This is a genomic window from Bradyrhizobium sediminis, assembly GCF_018736085.1.
Taxonomy (GTDB): Bacteria; Pseudomonadota; Alphaproteobacteria; order Rhizobiales; family Xanthobacteraceae; genus Bradyrhizobium; species Bradyrhizobium sediminis.
In genome coordinates this window covers 2,542,882-2,560,870 of sequence record NZ_CP076134.1, presented here as the reverse complement: position 1 = coordinate 2,560,870, position 17,989 = coordinate 2,542,882, and the positions used below count along the sequence as shown (strand labels likewise).

19 protein-coding genes, 1 tRNA gene and 1 pseudogene are annotated in these 17,989 nt (G+C 63.4%); 7 read left to right on the top strand and 14 right to left on the bottom strand.

From position 1 onward, the window contains the following. Positions 1-246 precede the first annotated feature (246 nt). Positions 247-822, bottom strand: a complete 576-nt coding sequence (locus KMZ29_RS12330; RefSeq protein WP_215623893.1) for a hypothetical protein — start codon at positions 820-822, stop codon at positions 247-249. A 374-nt stretch (positions 823-1,196) separates the two neighbouring features. Between KMZ29_RS12330 and KMZ29_RS12325 the strand changes: the two genes are divergently transcribed. Further along, positions 1,197-1,856 (top strand): peroxiredoxin, encoded by a 660-nt coding sequence (locus KMZ29_RS12325; protein WP_215606282.1) that lies wholly within the window; start codon positions 1,197-1,199, stop codon positions 1,854-1,856. Positions 1,857-1,946: 90 nt separating this feature from the next. Here the strand turns inward: KMZ29_RS12325 and KMZ29_RS12320 are convergent. Both KMZ29_RS12320 and KMZ29_RS12315 read right to left on the bottom strand, forming a co-directional pair. Further along, positions 1,947-2,251: pseudogene (locus KMZ29_RS12320) on the bottom strand (DUF2177 family protein); the annotation flags it as partial. Between the two features lie 168 nt (positions 2,252-2,419). Then, on the bottom strand, positions 2,420-3,292 hold the full coding sequence (locus KMZ29_RS12315) for a DMT family transporter (protein ID WP_215623892.1): 873 nt from the start codon (positions 3,290-3,292) through the stop codon (positions 2,420-2,422). A 96-nt stretch (positions 3,293-3,388) separates the two neighbouring features. Between KMZ29_RS12315 and KMZ29_RS12310 the strand changes: the two genes are divergently transcribed. Further along, positions 3,389-4,516, top strand: coding sequence for an S-(hydroxymethyl)glutathione dehydrogenase/class III alcohol dehydrogenase (locus KMZ29_RS12310; protein ID WP_215623891.1), 1,128 nt, complete (start codon positions 3,389-3,391; stop codon positions 4,514-4,516). Between the two features lie 12 nt (positions 4,517-4,528). After that, positions 4,529-5,437, top strand: a complete 909-nt coding sequence (locus KMZ29_RS12305) for a PhzF family phenazine biosynthesis protein (protein ID WP_215623890.1) — start codon at positions 4,529-4,531, stop codon at positions 5,435-5,437. 5 nt (positions 5,438-5,442) lie between these two features. On the opposite strand, the gene KMZ29_RS12300 is transcribed toward KMZ29_RS12305, so the two are convergent. Beyond that, on the bottom strand, positions 5,443-5,889 hold the full coding sequence (locus KMZ29_RS12300; RefSeq protein ID WP_215623889.1) for a hypothetical protein: 447 nt from the start codon (positions 5,887-5,889) through the stop codon (positions 5,443-5,445). A 344-nt stretch (positions 5,890-6,233) separates the two neighbouring features. Between KMZ29_RS12300 and KMZ29_RS12295 the strand changes: the two genes are divergently transcribed. Both KMZ29_RS12295 and KMZ29_RS12290 read left to right on the top strand, forming a co-directional pair. Beyond that, positions 6,234-6,310: transfer RNA gene (locus KMZ29_RS12295), tRNA-Arg, on the top strand. A gap of 168 nt (positions 6,311-6,478) precedes the next feature. Next, positions 6,479-6,748 (top strand): DUF3551 domain-containing protein, encoded by a 270-nt coding sequence (locus tag KMZ29_RS12290; protein WP_215623888.1) that lies wholly within the window; start codon positions 6,479-6,481, stop codon positions 6,746-6,748. A 193-nt stretch (positions 6,749-6,941) separates the two neighbouring features. On the opposite strand, the gene KMZ29_RS12285 is transcribed toward KMZ29_RS12290, so the two are convergent. Together KMZ29_RS12285 and KMZ29_RS12280 are read right to left on the bottom strand one after the other, a co-directional pair. Then, on the bottom strand, positions 6,942-7,388 hold the full coding sequence (locus tag KMZ29_RS12285; protein WP_215623887.1) for a hypothetical protein: 447 nt from the start codon (positions 7,386-7,388) through the stop codon (positions 6,942-6,944). A 141-nt stretch (positions 7,389-7,529) separates the two neighbouring features. Further along, positions 7,530-8,138 (bottom strand): hypothetical protein, encoded by a 609-nt coding sequence (locus KMZ29_RS12280; protein ID WP_215623886.1) that lies wholly within the window; start codon positions 8,136-8,138, stop codon positions 7,530-7,532. Positions 8,139-8,362: 224 nt separating this feature from the next. Between KMZ29_RS12280 and KMZ29_RS12275 the strand changes: the two genes are divergently transcribed. Then, positions 8,363-8,746, top strand: a complete 384-nt coding sequence (locus KMZ29_RS12275) for a VOC family protein (RefSeq protein ID WP_215623885.1) — start codon at positions 8,363-8,365, stop codon at positions 8,744-8,746. Between the two features lie 13 nt (positions 8,747-8,759). On the opposite strand, the gene KMZ29_RS12270 is transcribed toward KMZ29_RS12275, so the two are convergent. Then, positions 8,760-9,212 (bottom strand): hypothetical protein, encoded by a 453-nt coding sequence (locus KMZ29_RS12270; protein ID WP_215623884.1) that lies wholly within the window; start codon positions 9,210-9,212, stop codon positions 8,760-8,762. A gap of 226 nt (positions 9,213-9,438) precedes the next feature. Between KMZ29_RS12270 and KMZ29_RS12265 the strand changes: the two genes are divergently transcribed. Further along, positions 9,439-9,786: a GrlR family regulatory protein gene (locus KMZ29_RS12265; protein ID WP_215612266.1), complete on the top strand. Its 348-nt coding sequence runs from the start codon at positions 9,439-9,441 to the stop codon at positions 9,784-9,786. A 65-nt stretch (positions 9,787-9,851) separates the two neighbouring features. Here the strand turns inward: KMZ29_RS12265 and KMZ29_RS12260 are convergent, their stop codons facing one another. The 7 genes from KMZ29_RS12260 to KMZ29_RS12230 form a co-directional block, all read right to left on the bottom strand. Next, positions 9,852-12,524 carry a PAS domain S-box protein gene (locus KMZ29_RS12260; RefSeq protein ID WP_215623883.1) on the bottom strand — a complete coding sequence of 891 codons (2,673 nt, stop codon included), beginning with the start codon at positions 12,522-12,524 and terminating at the stop codon, positions 9,852-9,854. 183 nt (positions 12,525-12,707) lie between these two features. Continuing rightward, positions 12,708-13,175 (bottom strand): hypothetical protein, encoded by a 468-nt coding sequence (locus KMZ29_RS12255; protein ID WP_215623882.1) that lies wholly within the window; start codon positions 13,173-13,175, stop codon positions 12,708-12,710. Positions 13,176-13,193: 18 nt separating this feature from the next. Next, positions 13,194-13,712: a hypothetical protein gene (locus KMZ29_RS12250; protein WP_215623881.1), complete on the bottom strand. Its 519-nt coding sequence runs from the start codon at positions 13,710-13,712 to the stop codon at positions 13,194-13,196. A gap of 222 nt (positions 13,713-13,934) precedes the next feature. Then, complete coding sequence (locus tag KMZ29_RS12245; protein WP_215623880.1) at positions 13,935-14,855, bottom strand: DMT family transporter; 921 nt, start codon at positions 14,853-14,855, stop codon at positions 13,935-13,937. 183 nt (positions 14,856-15,038) lie between these two features. Beyond that, on the bottom strand, positions 15,039-15,869 hold the full coding sequence (locus KMZ29_RS12240) for an NUDIX hydrolase (protein WP_215623879.1): 831 nt from the start codon (positions 15,867-15,869) through the stop codon (positions 15,039-15,041). A 141-nt stretch (positions 15,870-16,010) separates the two neighbouring features. After that, positions 16,011-16,967, bottom strand: coding sequence for a dihydrodipicolinate synthase family protein (locus KMZ29_RS12235; RefSeq protein ID WP_215623878.1), 957 nt, complete (start codon positions 16,965-16,967; stop codon positions 16,011-16,013). 107 nt (positions 16,968-17,074) lie between these two features. After that, a complete protein-coding gene (locus KMZ29_RS12230; RefSeq protein ID WP_215623877.1) occupies positions 17,075-17,953 on the bottom strand; it encodes an SDR family oxidoreductase in 879 nt (292 codons plus the stop codon). Between the last annotated feature and the right edge of the window lie 36 nt (positions 17,954-17,989).

Genomic DNA, 17,989 nt, shown 5'->3' with positions numbered 1-17,989 from the left:
CGGCATTCCCTGCGCCCTCTGATTGAGAGGGTAAGGAAATTGATGACAAACCTCGGGCGGATTGCGCCGCGAGATCGCGAAGTCAAGTTTGCACCTCTTCACCTCGCCGCGCTTGCGGGGAGAGGTGAAGAAGGCACAGAGGCTGTTTGACAACTAAATCCGCATCCGGCGCCGCTGCGAACGCAGCAACCAATCACCGCCGTGTTGCGCTGGATCGGCGTCGGGCGCGGCGCATTTCGCGCGCCGTTACATCCCGATGTCGAACACGTTCGGCAGCAGCGGCAGCGTCGCGGCGCCGACGATGGTGGCGACCATCCTCATCAGTGTGCGGTTGCTGCGGCGCTTGCCGCGCATCTGGCTTGCGATCCACTGCAGCACTTCGATATCGACGCCGACTGCCTGGGTTGGCGCCCAGCTTTCGATCGAGGTTTCCGGCGACAGCGCGACCGTGCGCGGCGGCACCGGCAGGCCGGAGGCGGACGCCGCATGGTGTACGACGGCCTTGGCCAGCAAATCGTCGAACACCCCGTCGTCGCTACGCTCGGCGGCGGCATCATTGATCTCGAACAGCGTCTCGGCTTCGGCACGGCTGACCGGCTGATGCTCAACGGCGGTCGCAGTCAGGATGCGCGCGCACCAGGCGGCGTCATCGGCATCCAGCGCGCGGGAAAAATGAACGCGGCCCTTGGTGGTGGGGCCCTCGCCGGTGATCACGCCATCGCGCACGACGGCCAGCGCAAGCGCTGCGGTATCGCGGCAGGAGATGTCGGACGGCTCAAAGGCGCCGAGACGGTCGGCAAGTATTCCGGCAGAAGCAGACATTGGTGCACTTCTCATTTTCTTGTTCTGGTTGAGCAATTTCACGCGGGCGTAAACGAGTGGTTAATGATTCGAAACTTCGCTCGCGAGTTTTTTAGTTGGTTGCCGATTAGTCGCTGTGACATCCGTCACGGATCCCGATCGCAACCGGGCCCGGGGTGATGGGCGGCATAAAAGGCAATATCGGGGCAACCGGGACATTTGCCGCCGCTGCGGTCTTTTCGCCGCACGCGCGCTGATCGCAAGAAGATGCTAGGAGTTTCCGCTCCCGGAGAAGGATCTACCCTTTTGCCTGCCGGCCGTTCACATCGGACGTGCGGCCTACTATACTGGCAAAGACGAATTTACCTGTAACTTAAAGGACATGAGGTCGTAAAATGGCTCTCCAGATTGGCGCTGTAGCCCCGGATTTCGAGGCTGAAACCACCGAAGGTAAAATTAAATTCCATGACTGGATCGGCAACAGCTGGGCGCTCCTGTTCTCGCACCCCAAGGATTTCACACCGGTCTGCACCACCGAGCTCGGCGCGCTGGCCAAGCTGAAGCCGGAATTCGACAAGCGCGGCGTCAAGCTGATGGGGCTGAGCGTCGATCCCGTGACCAACCACGCGAAGTGGTCCGAAGACATCAAGGAGACGCAGGGCGCGGCGCCGAACTATCCGATGATCGGCGACACCGATTTCAAGGTATCGAAGCTCTACGACATGCTGCCGGCCGCCACTTCGGGTGACGTCGCCACCCGTACCGCCGCCGACAACCAGACCGTCCGCAACGTCTTCATCATTGGGCCGGACAAGAAGATCAAACTGCTGCTGGTCTATCCGATGACGACAGGACGCAATTTCCAGGAAATCCTGCGCGTGATCGATTCCATGCAGATGACCGCCAAGCATCGCGTCGCGACGCCGGCCGACTGGAAGCCGGGCGAAGACGTCATCATCGCCGGCTCTGTCAGCGACGACGAGGCCAAGACGATCTATCCGCAGGGCTGGAAAGCGCCGAAGCCTTACCTGCGGATCGTGCCGCAGCCGAAGTAAGGACCCGGGGTCGTCACTGCGGGCGAAGTAACGCACTCGAGGCTGTCATTCCGGGGTGGTGCGCCTGCACCAGACCCGGAATGACGGGAGTCAAACCTTCGGCGCAACCCAGTTGGCGATCAGCAAGCCCGCGGTCGACGATAGAGCGGTCACGAACGATCCCCAGCTCACGTCGACAATGGCGGCCGGCCAGCACAGTGCTTGAGCAGCGCCAGCGACGTCAGATCGAAGGTCGCATAGCAGAACAATCCGAACAACGCACCGTACAGCAGCGTCGATTGCGAGGTCGCGGCGGCCGAGCCGCTGACGAAAATCAGAACGCCGGCCACATAGAGCGGGTAGGACAGGATCGCGGGCGCCAGCCTGATCTCGCCCAGCATGTCGCCGACCTCTGAGTCCGAGCGCGGAGCCAACACGCGCCTTCACAAACGAGGACGCGAGCGCGCGCTCAAGGCCTATGCGACTGTGCGCGGTAGTTGAGTGCGAAGCGCTGATCACCGGCACCCATTCCGCACAAGCCTCCGCGTGAAAGCCCGGAGGCTTGTGGACTCAAGCGAATCTCGTCACGCACGCCGGTTGACCAGAAATACCGCGGCGGCGCAGGCCACCATGCCGACGATAGCAATCGTGTCCAGCCGCTCGTCGAACAGCACATAGGCCATGATCGCGGTCACCGCCGGCACCAGATAGAACAGGCTCGCCACCGAGGTCACCGCCGAGCGCCGGATCAGCCAGTACAACAGCCCGATCGATCCGATCGACAGCACCACCGCGAGCCATGCCAGCGCCAGGGTGAACTCGGCCGTCCAGTGAACCACGCGGTTCTCGAACATGAATGCTCCGGCGGTGAAGAACACCGCCACGGCCGCGTACTGCACGAGATTGCCGCTGCGCCAGTCGATCCGGCCGCAATAGCGCCGCTGGTACAAGGTCCCGAGCGTGATGCTGACCAGCGAGACCGCGGAGGCAAACCAGCCCCAGCCCGCCTGCCCGCTCATTGGACGATCGTGCAGGATCAGCACCACGCCGGCGAGCCCGAGCAGCAACCCCGACCATTGCAACGGCGTGACGCGCTCGCCCAGCCAGCGGTTCGCGATGGTCGACGTCAGGATCGGCTGCAGGCCGGGAATCAGCGCCGAAAGCCCTGCCGGAATCGAAAGCGAAATCGCGACCGCGGTGCCGCCGAGATAGAACCCATGCACCAAGATACCGGCGACGATGCTATGGCCGATCTCGGTGCGGTTGGGCCATGCCGGGCGGGCGATTGCGACGATAACCGCCATCAACCCGACCACGACAGCCATGCGGAGCGCCAGATAGGTCAGCGGGTCGGCATTGTGAATGACGTATTTGGTGCCGATGAAGCCGGTACTCCAGAGCACGACAAAAATCGCCGGCGCCGCGCGCGCGGCCAAATTTTCGAGGTCTCTGCTCATTTGCGGCCCTGATTGCCTGAACATATGCTATCCGGCAATCCAGAATCCCGCGGGCCCGCTCGCCGGAAAACGCAGATCGATGAAACGAGGAATGCCATGGATGTTCGCGCCGCCGTCGCTGTCGCCGCCGGCAAGCCGCTGGAGATCACCACCGTCCAGCTCGACGGCCCGCGCGAGGGCGAAGTGCTGCTCGAAATCAAGGCCACCGGCGTCTGCCACACCGACGAATTCACCCTTTCCGGCGCTGATCCCGAAGGCCTGTTTCCCGCGATTCTCGGCCATGAAGGTGCCGGCGTCGTGGTCGATATCGGCAAAGGCGTGACCAGCGTGAAGAAAGGCGACCACGTCATTCCGCTCTATACGCCGGAATGCCGGCAATGCCCGTCCTGCCTGTCGCGCAAAACCAATCTCTGCACCGCGATCCGCGCCACGCAAGGCCAGGGCCTGATGCCCGACGGCACCTCGCGGTTCTCGCTTGGAGGCAAGCCCGTCCATCACTACATGGGCACCTCGACGTTTGCGAACTACACGGTGCTGCCCGAGATCGCGGTGGCCAAGATCCGCGAGGACGCGCCGTTCGACAAGGTCTGCTACATTGGCTGCGGCGTCACCACAGGCATCGGCGCAGTCATCAACACCGCCAAGGTCGAGCAAGGCGCCAAGGCCATTGTATTCGGCCTCGGCGGCATCGGGCTCAACGTGCTGCAGGGCTTGCGGCTGGCCGGCGCCGACATGATCATCGGCGTCGACATCAACAACGACCGCAAGGCTTGGGGCGAACGCTTCGGCATGACCCATTTCGTCAACCCGAAAGAACTCGGCAAGGACCTCGTCCCTCACCTCGTCGACATGACCAAATCCGGCGCCGACCAGATCGGCGGCGCCGACTACACCTTCGACTGCACCGGCAACGTCACGGTGATGCGGCAGGCGCTGGAAGCCTGTCACCGCGGCTGGGGCCAATCGATCGTCATCGGGGTCGCGCCTTCAGGCGCGGAGATTTCAACGCGGCCGTTCCAACTGGTGACCGGCCGGGTCTGGAAAGGCACCGCCTTCGGCGGCGCGCGCGGCCGCACCGACGTACCCAAGATCGTCGACTGGTACATGCAGGGCAAGATCCAGATCGACCCGATGATCACCCACGTGATGCCCTTTGCCGAGATCAACAACGCGTTCGAACTGATGAAGCGCGGCGAGTCGATCCGCGGCGTGGTGACCTTCTAGATAGGAGCTAAGATGCGCCCGCAATTTCAGACAGTCGATGTGTTCACCGGCACGCAATTCGTGGGCAATCCGCTTGCCGTCGTCCTCAACGCCGAGGGATTGTCGACCGGGCAGATGCAGGCCATCGCCGCCGAATTCAATCTGGCGGAGACCACCTTCGTGCTGCCCCCGAAGGACCCCGCGCACACGGCCGAAGTGCGGATCTTCACCCCGCGCAGCGAGATGCCGTTCGCCGGCCACCCCAATGTCGGCACGGCCTTCGTGCTGGCGCGCTCCGGCGTCAGTTACGGCCGGCCTGTCAGCGGCGACCGTGTCATCTTCGAGGAAAAAGCCGGCCTGGTCCCGATCGATATCTTGCGAGATGGCGCGACGGCGGTGGGATCAAAGGTCGCGGCACCGCAGCCGCTCGCGGTCGGCGCGGAGGTTGCGGGCGAACTGGTGGCATCAGCGTGCGGGATTTCGCTCGCCGATATCGAGACGGCCCATCATCGCCCATGCATCGCGTCCTGCGGCGCCCCTTTCATCCTCGCCGAATTGAAGGGCCGCACTGCGCTGCTCGGGGCAAACCCGAACGCCGACGTGTTCCGGCTCGAAGTCGCCAAGCACCCCGTCGTCAGCATCATGATCTATGCGCAGGTCCAAGAGGGTGACATCGACATCCGCGCGCGGATGTTTGCACCACACCTTAACATTCCCGAGGATCCGGCGACCGGCGCTGCCAACGTCGCGCTGATCGGCCTGCTCGCCAGTCTGCGCCCGGAGGCGAACCTCTTGTTGTCGAAGACGATCGCGCAAGGCGTCGAGATGGGACGGCCGAGCATTTTGCAGGCGCAGGCCGAGAAGAAAAACGGTGCGGTTACCGCGACCTGGATCGGCGGCCGCTGTGTGCCGGTGATGTCAGGAACGATTGACCTGGCCTGAGGGGATCAGAACTCTTCTGGACAGGGGTCGACGATCTTCCAGAGTTCGGTCCCGTTCTTGATCTTCTTCATCTCGGTGGTCAGCCCGCCGTTGCGGCGGATCCAGTCCTTCACGGGCCGCGGGTAGTAGGACATCAGATCGGATGTCCCCTCCGCACTGGTGACCTTGATACCGAAGGTAAACGCCTTGTCGTAATAGGCCTGGTGGAAGCCGAGGCTGGCCCGCGGCGTCACACACACCTTGTTCATCGGCACGATGCCGAACACCAGGGTGCAGGCCGAATTGCAGATGCCGTCGATGATGACGCGCTCCTTGCGGTCGCGGATTCGCTCGTACTTCGCCTTGTATTCGGTGACGTAGCCGCCGTGATCGCGGGTGATGTGCAGATCGGCGCGTGCCGGCGTTATGGCCAGCAGCGAGAGCAACAGCAGAGGCAAGAGCGTGATGCGCATGAATCGATCGGACGCGGATAGAGCCTGTCGGGACCCGGGAAATCCGGTCCGCCAGAGGACCAGAGGGCAGGACTCTGGCGTTAGTGTGTTGGGATTCCGTTAAGCATCCGGATTGGACCAAAAATGGGCATCCGCAGGCGATTTTCCCCCATTCAGGCGTCAATTGGCGCCGGATCGGGCCCCCTGGCGATGGCCGGACCGCAGGCGCGGCAACGCAATTTCCCCTCATCCGGTCGCCTCTTGAGTGAAGACCAATCCGATTCCGGGACGCGCAGGCCCTCAGGCCGGGTCCGGAGGCGCTCTGCTGGCCCTGTCGGGACAAGTCTGGTAAGCGAGCCACGCACGCGCTCGTAGCTCAGCTGGATAGAGCATCGGATTTCGATTCCGAGGGTCGGGAGTTCGAATCTCTCCGAGCGCGCCATCGGCGGCGCTGGAGCTGCCAAGCTACCGTTCCGGGAGGCATGGGCGCGAATCCGGGCCACACCGATGACGACATCGAGCTGGCCCACGAATACGCCGAGGCCGCGCGGAGCGTGACTGGGCGCAGCGAGTGTGAGATATGGTGCCGTCAATCCCGATGGAGATTCTAATGCGCATTCTGGCTCTGGCGATCTTGGCGATTGCGACGGTTTCGGCGACGCCGTCAGCTCGCGCCCAGACGTATAATCCGAACTATCCGGTCTGCCTCAAGGTCATCGAAATGTTCGGCGGTGAGCATTTCGAATGCGCCTATACCTCGCTGGCACAGTGCGCCCAGGCCGCATCGGGCCTCCCCGCCCAGTGCATCGTCAACCCGTTTTACGCGGGCGCAACAGCGTCGCCGGGAGGACGCGACCGGCGGTATCGCCGCGGCTATTGAGCTAGTCCGGCGCCCGGAAGCATAGCCCCATCCTTGGGGCGGCAAGAGCTGAGACCGAAGCCCTTCTCCGACCGCCGACGAGCGCACGGATCAACGCAGCGTGACGAAATTGATTTGTTTTCAGGGCGTTATTGGCAGAATTCGAATCACTCCGAGCGCGCCAGCAGCAGCGAGATCGTTACAACGCCTTGCCTCACCAGGTACTGGTAAAGAATCCAAAATTCGGGCGTTGCGCCACCCGCATCATCGGCGTCGACATCGGCGGTGGGGCCGCCCGGATCTTGGCAATCTTGCGCTTCGGATGCGGCTTGGCATCAGGCTTCGAAACATCGGCCGGCCTGAACTGCGCAAACGACTCCCGCACGCGCGCCTTGGCCGACATTTCGGCAACCGGCTGTGGAACCGCGGCGGCAGCCTCGATTATCGCAGCCGGCGGCGGAACGATGGTGGGAACGCTGGTATCGTATACGACACGCTCCGGCCATTTCCGGTCGGAGCGGATCCTCAGGGTGGGATTCTCGATCGGCGCCGCCGCGATCGCCGCACTCACCACCGGCTCCTTCGGCACGTACGCGTCAACCGCGAACAGCAGCGCCAGCAGCACTCCGCCGACATAGAAGAAGTATCGTGCTACGGGCATCTCAAGGACCGCTCCGTCCATGCGGGAACCACACGGATCGTTCTCTCAACTGCTGGTTACATAATTAGTTCCGAAGCTGCCCGCACGGTTCACCCGCAGGGCCAATTTTTTGCGAGCGGTTAACTTTTCGTGAAGATCGAATCAGATGCGGCTGGCCGTGACCAGCGAGCACTTCGCTTGATTCGCGCTAATGTTGACGAAGCCGACATGCAGGCGCGCGAAGGTTTTCCGGCTCTTCATGGCGATGGTGTCGGGAATGATGCGCTTGCGGTCGGTCAGGTGGCTGCCGTCCCGGCGGGCAAACGAGCAGAAGATCTCGATGTCCTTGACCGCGTAATCGTTGCCGTTGCGGAGCGTCAGGGTTACCAGGGCCTTCGACCCCAAGCCGCCCCTTCGCCAGGACTGCGATGCGATCCTCAACCCGTCCACGGGAGCCGCTTCGATTGGGGGATCGGCTGGGCTCGCCGCCTGGTTGGGCAGGGACAGGTCCAGCCCGAGGTCCGTGCTGGGCGGCGGTGCCGGTTCGCTCGCAACCGCCGCTGCGAGGCTCAGCGGTTCGCTTTCAGCGGTGTTGCTGCCATTGCTGGACAGCACCCATGCCCCCAGTCCGGCGATCAGGATGGCCAGCACGCCGATAAATCCCGGCGTGAAGGTCTTGCCTTCGGGCCCTCCTGAACGGCCGCGAAACCCGGCGAGCTTCGCGAGCCCGGCAAGCCTGTTCGATTCGATGCGATCAAGCCCTGCGTTCATGTCATGCCATCGACAGCGGCGAAACGAAGCTGGCTGCTGCACTGCACCGTCAATCGGCGCTGCTAGCATCCGGTCAATCCACGAAACCCGGCAATGGTTCCATCCAAATGTGTCAACATTGGAATGCATCCCAATTCGCCCGCAAAGGTCCGCACCGGAGGGATGGTCTTGCCGGAATGCGGCCGCTAAAATTGTCGGTGCTGCAGCCAACGGGGAGACCAACAATGCCGATCGTCACCTGGGATCACGTCCATCTGCGTAGTCCCGACCCCGAGGCCACGGCCGCCTGGCTGGAAAATATCCTCGGCGGCGAGATCGTCCGCGGCCCCGGGCGGATCGACGTCAAGCTGGGCGGCGCCAATGTGTTCATCGCAGCGGTCGCGGCGGGCGACGGCGTCAACACCCCGCCGGTGACGCCCTATCAGGGGCTCGATCATTTCGGGCTGACGGTGAAGGACATTGATGCGGTCGCCGCCGAGATCAAGGCGAAGGGCGTCGAGTTCACCAAGGAACCCACCACGATCCGGCCGGGCGTGCGCATCTGCTTCATCCGCGGGCCGCAGGGCATCTCGATCGAGCTGTTGGAGCGCGACCAGAAATACGCGTGAGGTTGCGACGCGCCTAGGTCATGCTGCCCGGCATGAAGCAGCGGATCGTCAGCCCGAGATAGCCGCGGATCGGCCAGACCATGGTGCGGCCGACGCGGTTGGGTTCGGTGATGACGGCTTCTTCCGGCACATCGACCCACTCGCCTTCGATCCGCACCCGATAATGGCCACCGCGTGACTCCCAGTCCGCATCGCTGATCGCGGTGCCGTCGGCCTCCGAACAGCAGGGTCCCTTGCCGCTCTTCAGGCTTTCGAACCACGCTTTCAGCTCGGGATTGGCGTTGGCGAACTGGCCGCGGTCGCGGGCTGTTCCGACATCGGACGCCAGCACCGAGAGCAATATCGCACTACTGATACTGAGCCGCGTCTTGCAGCGAACCGCGCGGCGGCGGTCCCCGTTCGGCCGGATGTTTTCGTCAGCATGTGGTGGCAACGCATCGCCGCCGGAATCGATCCAGTTGGTCACCTGTCCCTTGCTCCAGCACCCACCGGCCGGTGCAACAAAGACTATGCATTTCGCGGGCCAACTTGGCCGCCACCAACGCCGCCATCATCGCAGTGCTACACGATTTGGCAGAATTTGAGCGTCTGCTGTCGGGTGCGGTCAAGCTGCCGCGTTGACGCTGCGTGCCCCGCTTTGGCATAACTAGCCGCCGACTCCGGGGGACAACGGGCGTCGGAATCGGAACATCATGAAAAACGGACTGTATTCGATCCATGTCAGCCTGCAGGATGGCCGCACGGGCAAGGGCAGCGGCGTGATCCTGTTCCGCGACGGCAAGATCCTCGGCGGTGACGCGTATCTGTTCTACACCGGCAGCTACACGGTGAAGGACGATACCTTCAAGGGCGAGGTGCTTGTCCAGCGTCACACGTCCAGCCCCGATGCCAACCCGTTGTTCGGCGGCCCCAGTCCGGTCGGCATCGGCGTGTCCGGCACCTTCACCGACACGCGAGGCGTCATGAACGGCACCGCGCTGGTCGGAAAGGCCAGCCAGATCTTCGGCGCGACGCTGCACAAGCTGGCCGACGTCGACTAGCAAACTCCTTCCTGGCTGCGCGTATTCTGATCGCAGAACCTCTATCCCCTTTTGCGAAATGCGCGTCATTCCGCAGCCTGCTCCAACGGCGCGACCCGGGGCAGGATGATCTGGATCCGCGTGCCGCCGCCCGGCTCCGAATCGAGGTCGAGCCGGCCGCCCAACCGGTTGGTCACGATGCTGTAGACGATATGCAGGCCGAGCCCAGTGCCGCCCTGGTCGCGACGGGTAGTGAAGAACGGATCGAACGCCCGGCGCCGGACGTCGAGGCTCATGCCGATTCCGTTGTCGGAGAAGATGATCTCGACATTGTCCTTGCCTGACTCCCGCACCTGGATATCGACCTGCCCGGCCTTGCCGTCCGGAAATGCGTGCGCCACCGAATTGAGAAACAGGTTGGTGAGCACCTGGCCATAGGGCCCGGGATAGGAGTTCATGATGAGGTTGGGCTGGCAGTCGACGGTCAGCGTCAGATTATGCTTTCTCAAGCCCGGCCGAAGGCTCATCACGACCTGCTCGGTGAGATCGCCGAGGTCGAAGGTGCGCTGATCCGAGTAGTTGCGGTCGGCGGCGACCTGCTTGAACGAGGTGATCAGTTCAGCGGCGCGGTTGAGATTGGCCACCAGCTGCGAGGAGGCATCACGGCTGGCCTCGAGGAAATCGGTCAGGCTCGACCGCCGCAGATCGCCGCGGGCGACTTCGGCGGAGAACAAGGCGGTCTTGCGCTCCAGCGACGAAGCCACCGTCAGGCTGATGCCGACGGGGTTGTTGACCTCGTGGGCGACGCCCGCCACCAGCCGCCCGAGGGCAGCGAGCTTTTCCGCCTCGATCAGCGAATTCTGGGTCTCGCGCAGATTGCGCAGCGCCGCTTCCGCCGCGTCCTTGGCCTTGCGCATTTCCAGTTCGCCGCGCTTGCGCTCGCCGATGTCGAGCGCGACGGTGACGATGTTTTCGATCTCGCCTTCGGCATTCAGCAGCGGAAGCTTGTTGACCAGCCATTGCCGCATGTTGCCCGAGGAATCCTTGTATTCCTCCTCGTAGAAGCCGAGTTCCCTGCCCGCTTCCAGCACCCGTTTGTCATGCTCATCGGTCTTTTCCGCGCCGTAGCGCGACATCAGATCGGTGGTGGTGCGGCCGATCGCATCCGCAGGCTCGACGCCGAAGATGCCGGCCATGTAGCGATTCATCAGGACGTAGCGAAGCTCCTTGTCCTTGACGTTGATGACGGCGGGCACGGTGTCGATCACCTGCTGCAGCAACCGTCTACCTTCGGCAATCGCGTCCTCGGCGCGCTTCTGATCGGTGATGTCGCGCACCGTCCCTTCATAGCGGACGATCTTGCCGGCTTCGTCGCGGGCGACGGTTGCGCTGTCGGAAAGCCAGAGCACCCGGCCGTCGCGGGCGCGAACCTGATACTCGAACTCGCGCACCATGCCGTCGCGCCGCATCAGCGCCTGATATTCCGCCCGCGCCGCCGGATGCACGTAGACCGCTTCTGCGACGTCGCTGATGCCGTCAATCAGGTCCTGCGGCGTGTCATACCCCATCATCCGCGCCAGCGCCGGATTGGCGTTGAGCAACGCGCCGCCCGGCGTCGTCACGTAGATCCCGTCGACCGAACCCTCGAACAGCTTGCGATAGCTTTCCTCGGCAAGGCGCTGCTCGGCCAATGCGCGCACCGCCGCCTCGCGCGCCGCATCGGCGTCGACCAGCGTGCGGCGGAATACTTCGGCGGCTCGCGCGATATCGCCGATCTCGTTTTCCACGTCGGTGGCGGGGATCGAGGTGTCTTTCTTGCCCGCCGCCAGTGCCCGGATCGAGGCCGAGATCGAGGCGAGCGGCCGGACAGTCCGCCGCACCACGACCGCCGCCGCCCACAGCCCGATCAAGACGCCGGCAGTACCAAGAACGATGCTCTGCCATTTGGCCTCGGCCAGCGTCCGCGCGAAATCGCGGGACAGCACACGGCCGCGGCGCTCGCTGACGTCGCGCAGCAGTTCGGTGACGCGCTGGATCAGGCGGCCTTCGGAACCGAGCACTTCCCTGTCAATATCCGCGATCTGGCGTTCGCGGATCGAGATCGCGATGATTGCTTCGGCGTAATTGTCGACGGCGGCGCGCAGCTTGCGATCCGGGATCGTCAGCGCCCGCATGCTTTGCGCCGCCTGCTCGGCGGCCGACGGGTTGCGCGCCAACAACGCCGAGGCGATGCGGCTTTGGGTCTGGAACAAGGTCGAGGCGATCACCGGATCGGGGGTTTCGGCGATCGCCGAATCGAAACCTTCGCGCAACGGCGGCAGGCCGACGATCAGTTCGGCGCGGCGGTTGATCAGCGACGAAATGCGTTCGATGCCGCTGCGATAGGTCGCCAATCGCGCGGTAACGCCGTCGATCATGTCCTGCTGCTCCGGCGCAAGCTCCAGCCGGGTCTTCTTCAGGATCTCACTGAGCGCCGAGGCCGCGTCGCCGACCTGGGTCGATTGCGTGCCGGGATCGGTGACGAAGTCGCGCGCCGCAAGGCGCAGTTCGTTCATCCGCCGGTCGATGTCCTGCGCGAGGTCGCCGACGCTCTGCAACCGCTGCAGTTCGGCAAAGGTCGAATCGATGTGACGGATGGCGACCACGCTGGCGATGCTGGTGATCGTGATCACGGCCAGCACCAGCAGAAAACTGCCAAATGTCAGCTGACCGATCGAGAGCGAGAACGACCTTGGCTTTTGCGGCGCTTCGGAAGGCATGGTTATTGAGACCGGCTCCAATCAGAGGCCATATATACGATGGATTGGAGGCCGGGGGGGAACATGCTCGGTCCCCCCGCGCCGCCCTGACGGTCTTTTTGGCGCTTTCGCAAGCTCCGGGTTTGCCGGCTCTCGACCGTCACCCCCGTCCCGCCCTGGGTCGAGCTATTCGGTGCTGTCCCACTATGGCGCGATAACCGTCGTATTGAGGTCAATCATCACTATCAGGTCGCACTCGGACAGCGTGCTCTTCCGAATATAAAGCACAACAACCGCGCCAGTCGTGAACTTACTCATCACGGGCATTAGCTTGTCAAACTGAGTGGCGAGGAGAAATACGTCCCCTCGCCGATGATCGTCTTCGTCGGCTTTAAGAAGAATGCCAATGACATCATCGTTCTCCGCGACTTCGTCGAACAATTTTGGCCACACCGTCGCTGCCGCCTTTGCCTGCAATGCCGAGCGACCTTGGATCGCTAGCGATAGGCGAAATTCCTGTCGTGGTGGCTCTGTGTCGGAAATGCGTGACAGCGATGCTTCACCTGACATTGTTGCAACGCCCAGAGCGTCGGAATCGGTGCCCGTAACAACGCAACGGATATTGGCCTCCGTCACTTTGACGTTGATAGAGCCTGACCAATCTGAAGCCATCGACGATCCTTGATCGCGCTAACCGGGTAGCGGAGGGTCGATCCCAAATTGCTTGAGATCACGACGGGCTTTTAGCCAATCAAACAAGCGGGGAAGGTCGGTCAACGGGTTGGGGCCTTCGCGTTCACGTCGCTCGATAAGCCAGCTACGATATTCCGGGTTCTCAATCTGCTCCTCTTCGGCGATGCGCATCAGGCGGTCGGCGGTCCGCGGGTTTTGTCGCACCCAGTTCAGGAAGGCGTCATACTTGGCCTGTTGCTCTCTTTGCTCGCTGTTCCATTTGGCTTGATCACGCTCGTCTTCCTCCTTCTGCTCGCGCTCGGTGCTTTCCCAGTGGCGGATGTCGAGCCAGCCGCTCGATACTGGGATCAATGACACCAAATAGAGAAGCAGGAGAACGTTGAGCAGCCAACTAGTGGCTGTCTGACCAAGGTAGAATTCGATTGCGCCGCGAAACCAAAATGCGATTGCAATTAGAAATCCGCCGCCCAAAGCCGTGAGCTGGGCTTCCCGCAGGTGCTTACGATTGAGGATCATTGCCCCGTCTGTCTTTCTGACGGCCCCCATCTGCGCTTCGAGCGAGGACCGTCCCCCTACAACTTGCAGGATATAGCATACGTAGCCCAAGCCCGAAAAGGTCTAGCGGTCTCCTATCGGCTTCGAACCATCCAAGGTCATGCCCAATTATCCGGGCCAAAGAGGATGGGCTGCATGGCGTGCGACCTTGGAATGAAGCCAAGGCCGAAGCTTGCAAGCGGCTCAAACACGAAGCCATCTCGTCGATCCCCGCTTCCTTGCCGGGATCGTCATCGCGGCGACGCCGATCACGACGCAACCGAGGCCGATCCACGCTGTCGCCGACGGGCTCTCGCCGAGGAACAGCACACCAACCGCGACGCCGATTGGCACCCGCAAATAGGCCTGCGCCGTGGTGCCGACCGAACCCAGCGTCTGGATCAGCCGGAAATAGATCACGAAGGCGAGCGCCGTGGAGAACACCGCCAGCGCAAGCAGCGCCCAGATCGAACTCATCGACGGCGCCAGCGTCCATGGCCGGTCCACCACCAGGCTGACGGGAATCAGGATCGCCGCGCCACACAACAGCGAGCCGGCGGCCGGCGCCATCGGATCGAGGCCCTTGAAGCCGCGGCCGAAGATCGCAGCGCCCGCGTAGCAGATCGCCGCCAGCACAGTCACCACCTGCGCGACCAGCTGCTCGCCCAATCCACTGAGCGCCTGCACGCCGACGATGAGGCAGATGCCGGCCATCCCTGCCCCGACGCCGAGCAGTTTTCGCGGTGTCAGCGTCTCATGGCGCGTGATGGCGAGTGTGAGAAAGAAGGTGAAGATCGGCGACGTCGAATTGAGGATGGTGGCAAGCCCGGCATCGAGCGCGCGCTCGCCCCAAGCCAGCATGGTCCAGGGAATCACGCTGTTGAGGCAGGCCTGGAACAGGAAGCGCCGCCAGGTCGCGGCATCCGCCGGCAGGCTCACGCCGCGCCAGCGCATGATGACCAGGAGCAGCAGCCCGGCGATCAGGGTGCGCGCGGCGATCAGGGTAACAGGCGGAATGGTCGCGACACCGAGCCGGATGAAGGTATAGGACGCGCCCCACAGCGTCGCCAGCGCCAAGAGCAGCGCGAGTTCGACGGCCATGTTGGGCTGGCGGGTCTGTTCCATGTCGTGGTTTCCCGTTCTCGATTCTGTCGAGACGGGAGACTACAGGACGGGAGATCTGGAATACTTCGTTGCGTGCCGAAGTGTGCCGGACGTGCACACAAGCGCCGCGGTCGTCGTTGCGAGCCAATGGGTCGCGCGAACGCGCGCCCGATGACAGGCTCCGCGATGCAATCCAGCTTTGTCTCACCCCACCACGCCGACCTCGAACACCTCGCCGTCGTAGCCGGCTTCCAGCGGGATGCGGAGCTGGCGGCCGCCGTTGAGCTTTGTCATCACCGGCATCACCGTGACGATGGATTTGCCCCTGCTGTCGTCGAGCGCGGCCTGTACGCTCGACTGCTTGCCGAGCCGGATCAGGTTGCGGGTGGTCGGGAACGGCAGCTTGAACCGCCCGCTCTCGCCGCCTTCCAGCGCCTCGCGCGGCGACACCCAGATCGAGTCGGTGGATTCCTTGCCGTCATGGGCGCCGGCCTGCTCCGGGGGCGCGGCGGCGAGGAAGAACCAGGTGTCGAAACGCTTCGGCATGCCCTCCGGCGTGATCCAGTGCGCATAGGGCACGAGTTCGTCGAGCGCCAGCACCATGCCGTTGTCGGTCAGCACCTTCAGGAAGGTGATCTTGTTGTCGCAAAGATCTGCGCGATGCGCGGCCTCGATCTCGCTGGCCCGCCCGGCATCGACCAGCGCCTTCGATCCCTTGGGACGCGCCAGCAATATGCCGCTTTCTTCAAAGGTTTCGCGAATCGCGGCGATCCGGAAGCTCAAGGCGCTGGCGTCGAGCCTCTCGCCGCCGGCATAAAGCGAGGGATTGGCGATGATATCCTGATCGCCCTTGTCGACGCTGCCGCCGGGAAACACCAGCGCGCCGGAATTGAAGTCAATCTCATAATGGCGCACCATCATGAAGACCTCGATCTCGCCGCGGCTCTTGCCGTCGGCGCCTTTCGTGGCTGCGCTGTCGCGCAGCAACAGGATGGTGGAAGCGGGACGCGGCGGTTTGGCGGCTTCGGTGGACATGGGTTTCGTTCCTGGACTTGTCATAAATCTCAATTTTCCCGTCATTGCGAGGAGCGAAGCGACGAAGCAATCCACGCTTCCTTTGCCCGCACTATGGATTGCTTCGCTTCGCTCGCAATGACGGTCGAAAAGAGGATCAGGTTACACCGCCGCGCTGGCTTGCGGCTGCAGGTTGGCGCGCTTGTCGACGCGGGCGACCCGGGACAACAGATAATCGACCTCGGCTTTCGCGGTGGCGGTAATGGTCGCGCCGGGCTTGCGCTGCGCGGATGAAGCGATGATGCCGCGCTTCTGCAGCACATATTTGCGTACCGCCAGCCCTGCGCCGGGCTGCTGTTCGTAGCGGATCAGCGGCAGATGGGCGTCGAACAGGTCATGCGCGGCGTCGCGGCGGGCCTCCTTGAATAGCCTCACTACATCGATCAGCAATTCCGGGAAGGCGTAGCCGGTCATGGCGCCGTCGGCGCCGCGCTCCATTTCGAAATCGAGGAACAGCCCGCCATTGCCTGTCAGAATCGACAGCGGCCGCAGCGAGCCGTCCTTCTGGAAGGCGCGCAGCGCGGAGATCTTCTCCAGCCCCGGCCAGTCCTCGTGCTTGAGCATCACGCAGGACGGGCTGTCCATCACGATCTTGCGGATCACCGCGGGCGTGAACACCACCGTCAGGGTCAGCGGATAGTCCTGCAGCACCCAGGGAATATCGTCGCCGATCGCTTCCTGGGCCTGCTTGAAATAGCCCGTGATCTGGTCGTCGGTGCGCAAGTGAGGCGGCGGCGCGATCATCACGCCGGCAGCCCCCGCATCCATCGATTTCAGCGCCAGCGAGCGCATGCTGGCAAAGCCCGGCGCGGAAACGCCGACGATGATCTGCATGGTCTTGGCGCGCTTGACGAAGCGGACCGCCACCTGTTCGGCTTCCGCGGCGTCGAGCTTCGGCGCCTCGCCCAGAATGCCGAGCACCGTGACGCCGTCGCAGCCGACCTCGGTATAGAAGTCGGTCAGCCGGTCGATGGATTTTTCGTCGATCCGGCCGTCATCGTGGAACGGCGTCGGCGCGATCGCGAAGGTACCTGCGGCCTTGGGAGTGAGCTTTGTCATGTGTGCCTCTGTTCCCTTTCGTCATTCCGGGATGGTCCGAAGGACCAGACCCGGAATCTCGAGATTCCGGGTTCGATGCTTCGCATCGCCCCGGAACGACGACGTTTCTAAAACCGCCGGGCGCCCATCTTGATCTCTTCCTCGGAGAAGAAAATCTCGTTGGCGTGTGCGGCGATATCCTGGGCCTTCCAGCCGGTATGCGGCGGCTTCCAGCCCGGCTTCTCCATCATTCGCATTTCGCGCACCCCGCGCGGCCCGGAGACGCCGAGCGTCTTGCCGGTCTGGTCGCCCGAGAGCTCGCTGACCATGTATAGCACGGCCGGGGCGATGCCATCAGGCCCCAATGCGGCGCCGGGATTCTCGATATAGCGCGGCAAGTCGGCGGTCATGCGGGTCAGCGCGCCCGGCGCCAGCGTCCAGATCCGGATGTTGTATTTGCGGCCCTCGATCGCCAGCACGTTGGAGAGACCCCAGATACCGCCCTTGGCGGAGCCGTAATTGCTCTGGCCGAAATTGCCGATCAGGCCGGAGGTCGAGGAGGTATTGACGATGACGCCGCCGCCGTTCTCGCGCATCCAGCGGAACACCGGCTGGGTGACGCAGAAGGTGCCCTTCAGATGCACCTTCAACACCTTGTCCCAGGCAGCTTCGGTCGCTTTCGCGAAAGTCTGGTCGAGCAGGATGCCGGCATTGTTGACCAGGATATCGGCGCGGCCGAAGTGCTTGATGGCGTCGTCGAACACCGACTGGCCGCCGGCCATGGTGGAGATATCGGCGCCGTTGGCGACCGCGCGGCCGCCGTCGGCCTTGATCGCATTGACCACCTTCTGCGCCATCGAGACATCGGCGCCGCTGCCGTCGCGGGGACCGCCGAGGTCGTTGACCACGATAGCCGCACCCTCGCGCGCGAACAGCTTTGCATAGGCCTCGCCGAGCCCGCCACCCGCGCCGGTGATCAGCGCCACCTTGCCATCGAGCAATCCCATGGTGTTCTCTCCTCCGTTATTTGCCGTCATTCCGGG

What these genes read in the sequence shown, in the direction of transcription:
- KMZ29_RS12255 (WP_215623882.1), bottom strand. Translation starts at nt 13,175, where the DNA reads ATGGCTTCAGATTGGTCAGGCTCTATCAACGTCAAAGTGACGGAGGCC.
- KMZ29_RS12315 (WP_215623892.1), bottom strand. Translation starts at nt 3,292, where the DNA reads ATGAGCAGAGACCTCGAAAATTTGGCCGCGCGCGCGGCGCCGGCGATT.
- KMZ29_RS12245 (WP_215623880.1), bottom strand. Translation starts at nt 14,855, where the DNA reads ATGGAACAGACCCGCCAGCCCAACATGGCCGTCGAACTCGCGCTGCTC.
- KMZ29_RS12300 (WP_215623889.1), bottom strand. Translation starts at nt 5,889, where the DNA reads ATGCGCATCACGCTCTTGCCTCTGCTGTTGCTCTCGCTGCTGGCCATA.
- KMZ29_RS12325 (WP_215606282.1), top strand. Translation starts at nt 1,197, where the DNA reads ATGGCTCTCCAGATTGGCGCTGTAGCCCCGGATTTCGAGGCTGAAACC.
- KMZ29_RS12265 (WP_215612266.1), top strand. Translation starts at nt 9,439, where the DNA reads ATGAAAAACGGACTGTATTCGATCCATGTCAGCCTGCAGGATGGCCGC.
- KMZ29_RS12230 (WP_215623877.1), bottom strand. Translation starts at nt 17,953, where the DNA reads ATGGGATTGCTCGATGGCAAGGTGGCGCTGATCACCGGCGCGGGTGGC.
- KMZ29_RS12235 (WP_215623878.1), bottom strand. Translation starts at nt 16,967, where the DNA reads ATGACAAAGCTCACTCCCAAGGCCGCAGGTACCTTCGCGATCGCGCCG.
- KMZ29_RS12330 (WP_215623893.1), bottom strand. Translation starts at nt 822, where the DNA reads ATGTCTGCTTCTGCCGGAATACTTGCCGACCGTCTCGGCGCCTTTGAG.
- KMZ29_RS12240 (WP_215623879.1), bottom strand. Translation starts at nt 15,869, where the DNA reads ATGTCCACCGAAGCCGCCAAACCGCCGCGTCCCGCTTCCACCATCCTG.
- KMZ29_RS12260 (WP_215623883.1), bottom strand. Translation starts at nt 12,524, where the DNA reads ATGCCTTCCGAAGCGCCGCAAAAGCCAAGGTCGTTCTCGCTCTCGATC.
- KMZ29_RS12305 (WP_215623890.1), top strand. Translation starts at nt 4,529, where the DNA reads ATGCGCCCGCAATTTCAGACAGTCGATGTGTTCACCGGCACGCAATTC.
- KMZ29_RS12250 (WP_215623881.1), bottom strand. Translation starts at nt 13,712, where the DNA reads ATGATCCTCAATCGTAAGCACCTGCGGGAAGCCCAGCTCACGGCTTTG.
- KMZ29_RS12290 (WP_215623888.1), top strand. Translation starts at nt 6,479, where the DNA reads ATGCGCATTCTGGCTCTGGCGATCTTGGCGATTGCGACGGTTTCGGCG.
- KMZ29_RS12310 (WP_215623891.1), top strand. Translation starts at nt 3,389, where the DNA reads ATGGATGTTCGCGCCGCCGTCGCTGTCGCCGCCGGCAAGCCGCTGGAG.
- KMZ29_RS12285 (WP_215623887.1), bottom strand. Translation starts at nt 7,388, where the DNA reads ATGCCCGTAGCACGATACTTCTTCTATGTCGGCGGAGTGCTGCTGGCG.
- KMZ29_RS12275 (WP_215623885.1), top strand. Translation starts at nt 8,363, where the DNA reads ATGCCGATCGTCACCTGGGATCACGTCCATCTGCGTAGTCCCGACCCC.
- KMZ29_RS12280 (WP_215623886.1), bottom strand. Translation starts at nt 8,138, where the DNA reads ATGAACGCAGGGCTTGATCGCATCGAATCGAACAGGCTTGCCGGGCTC.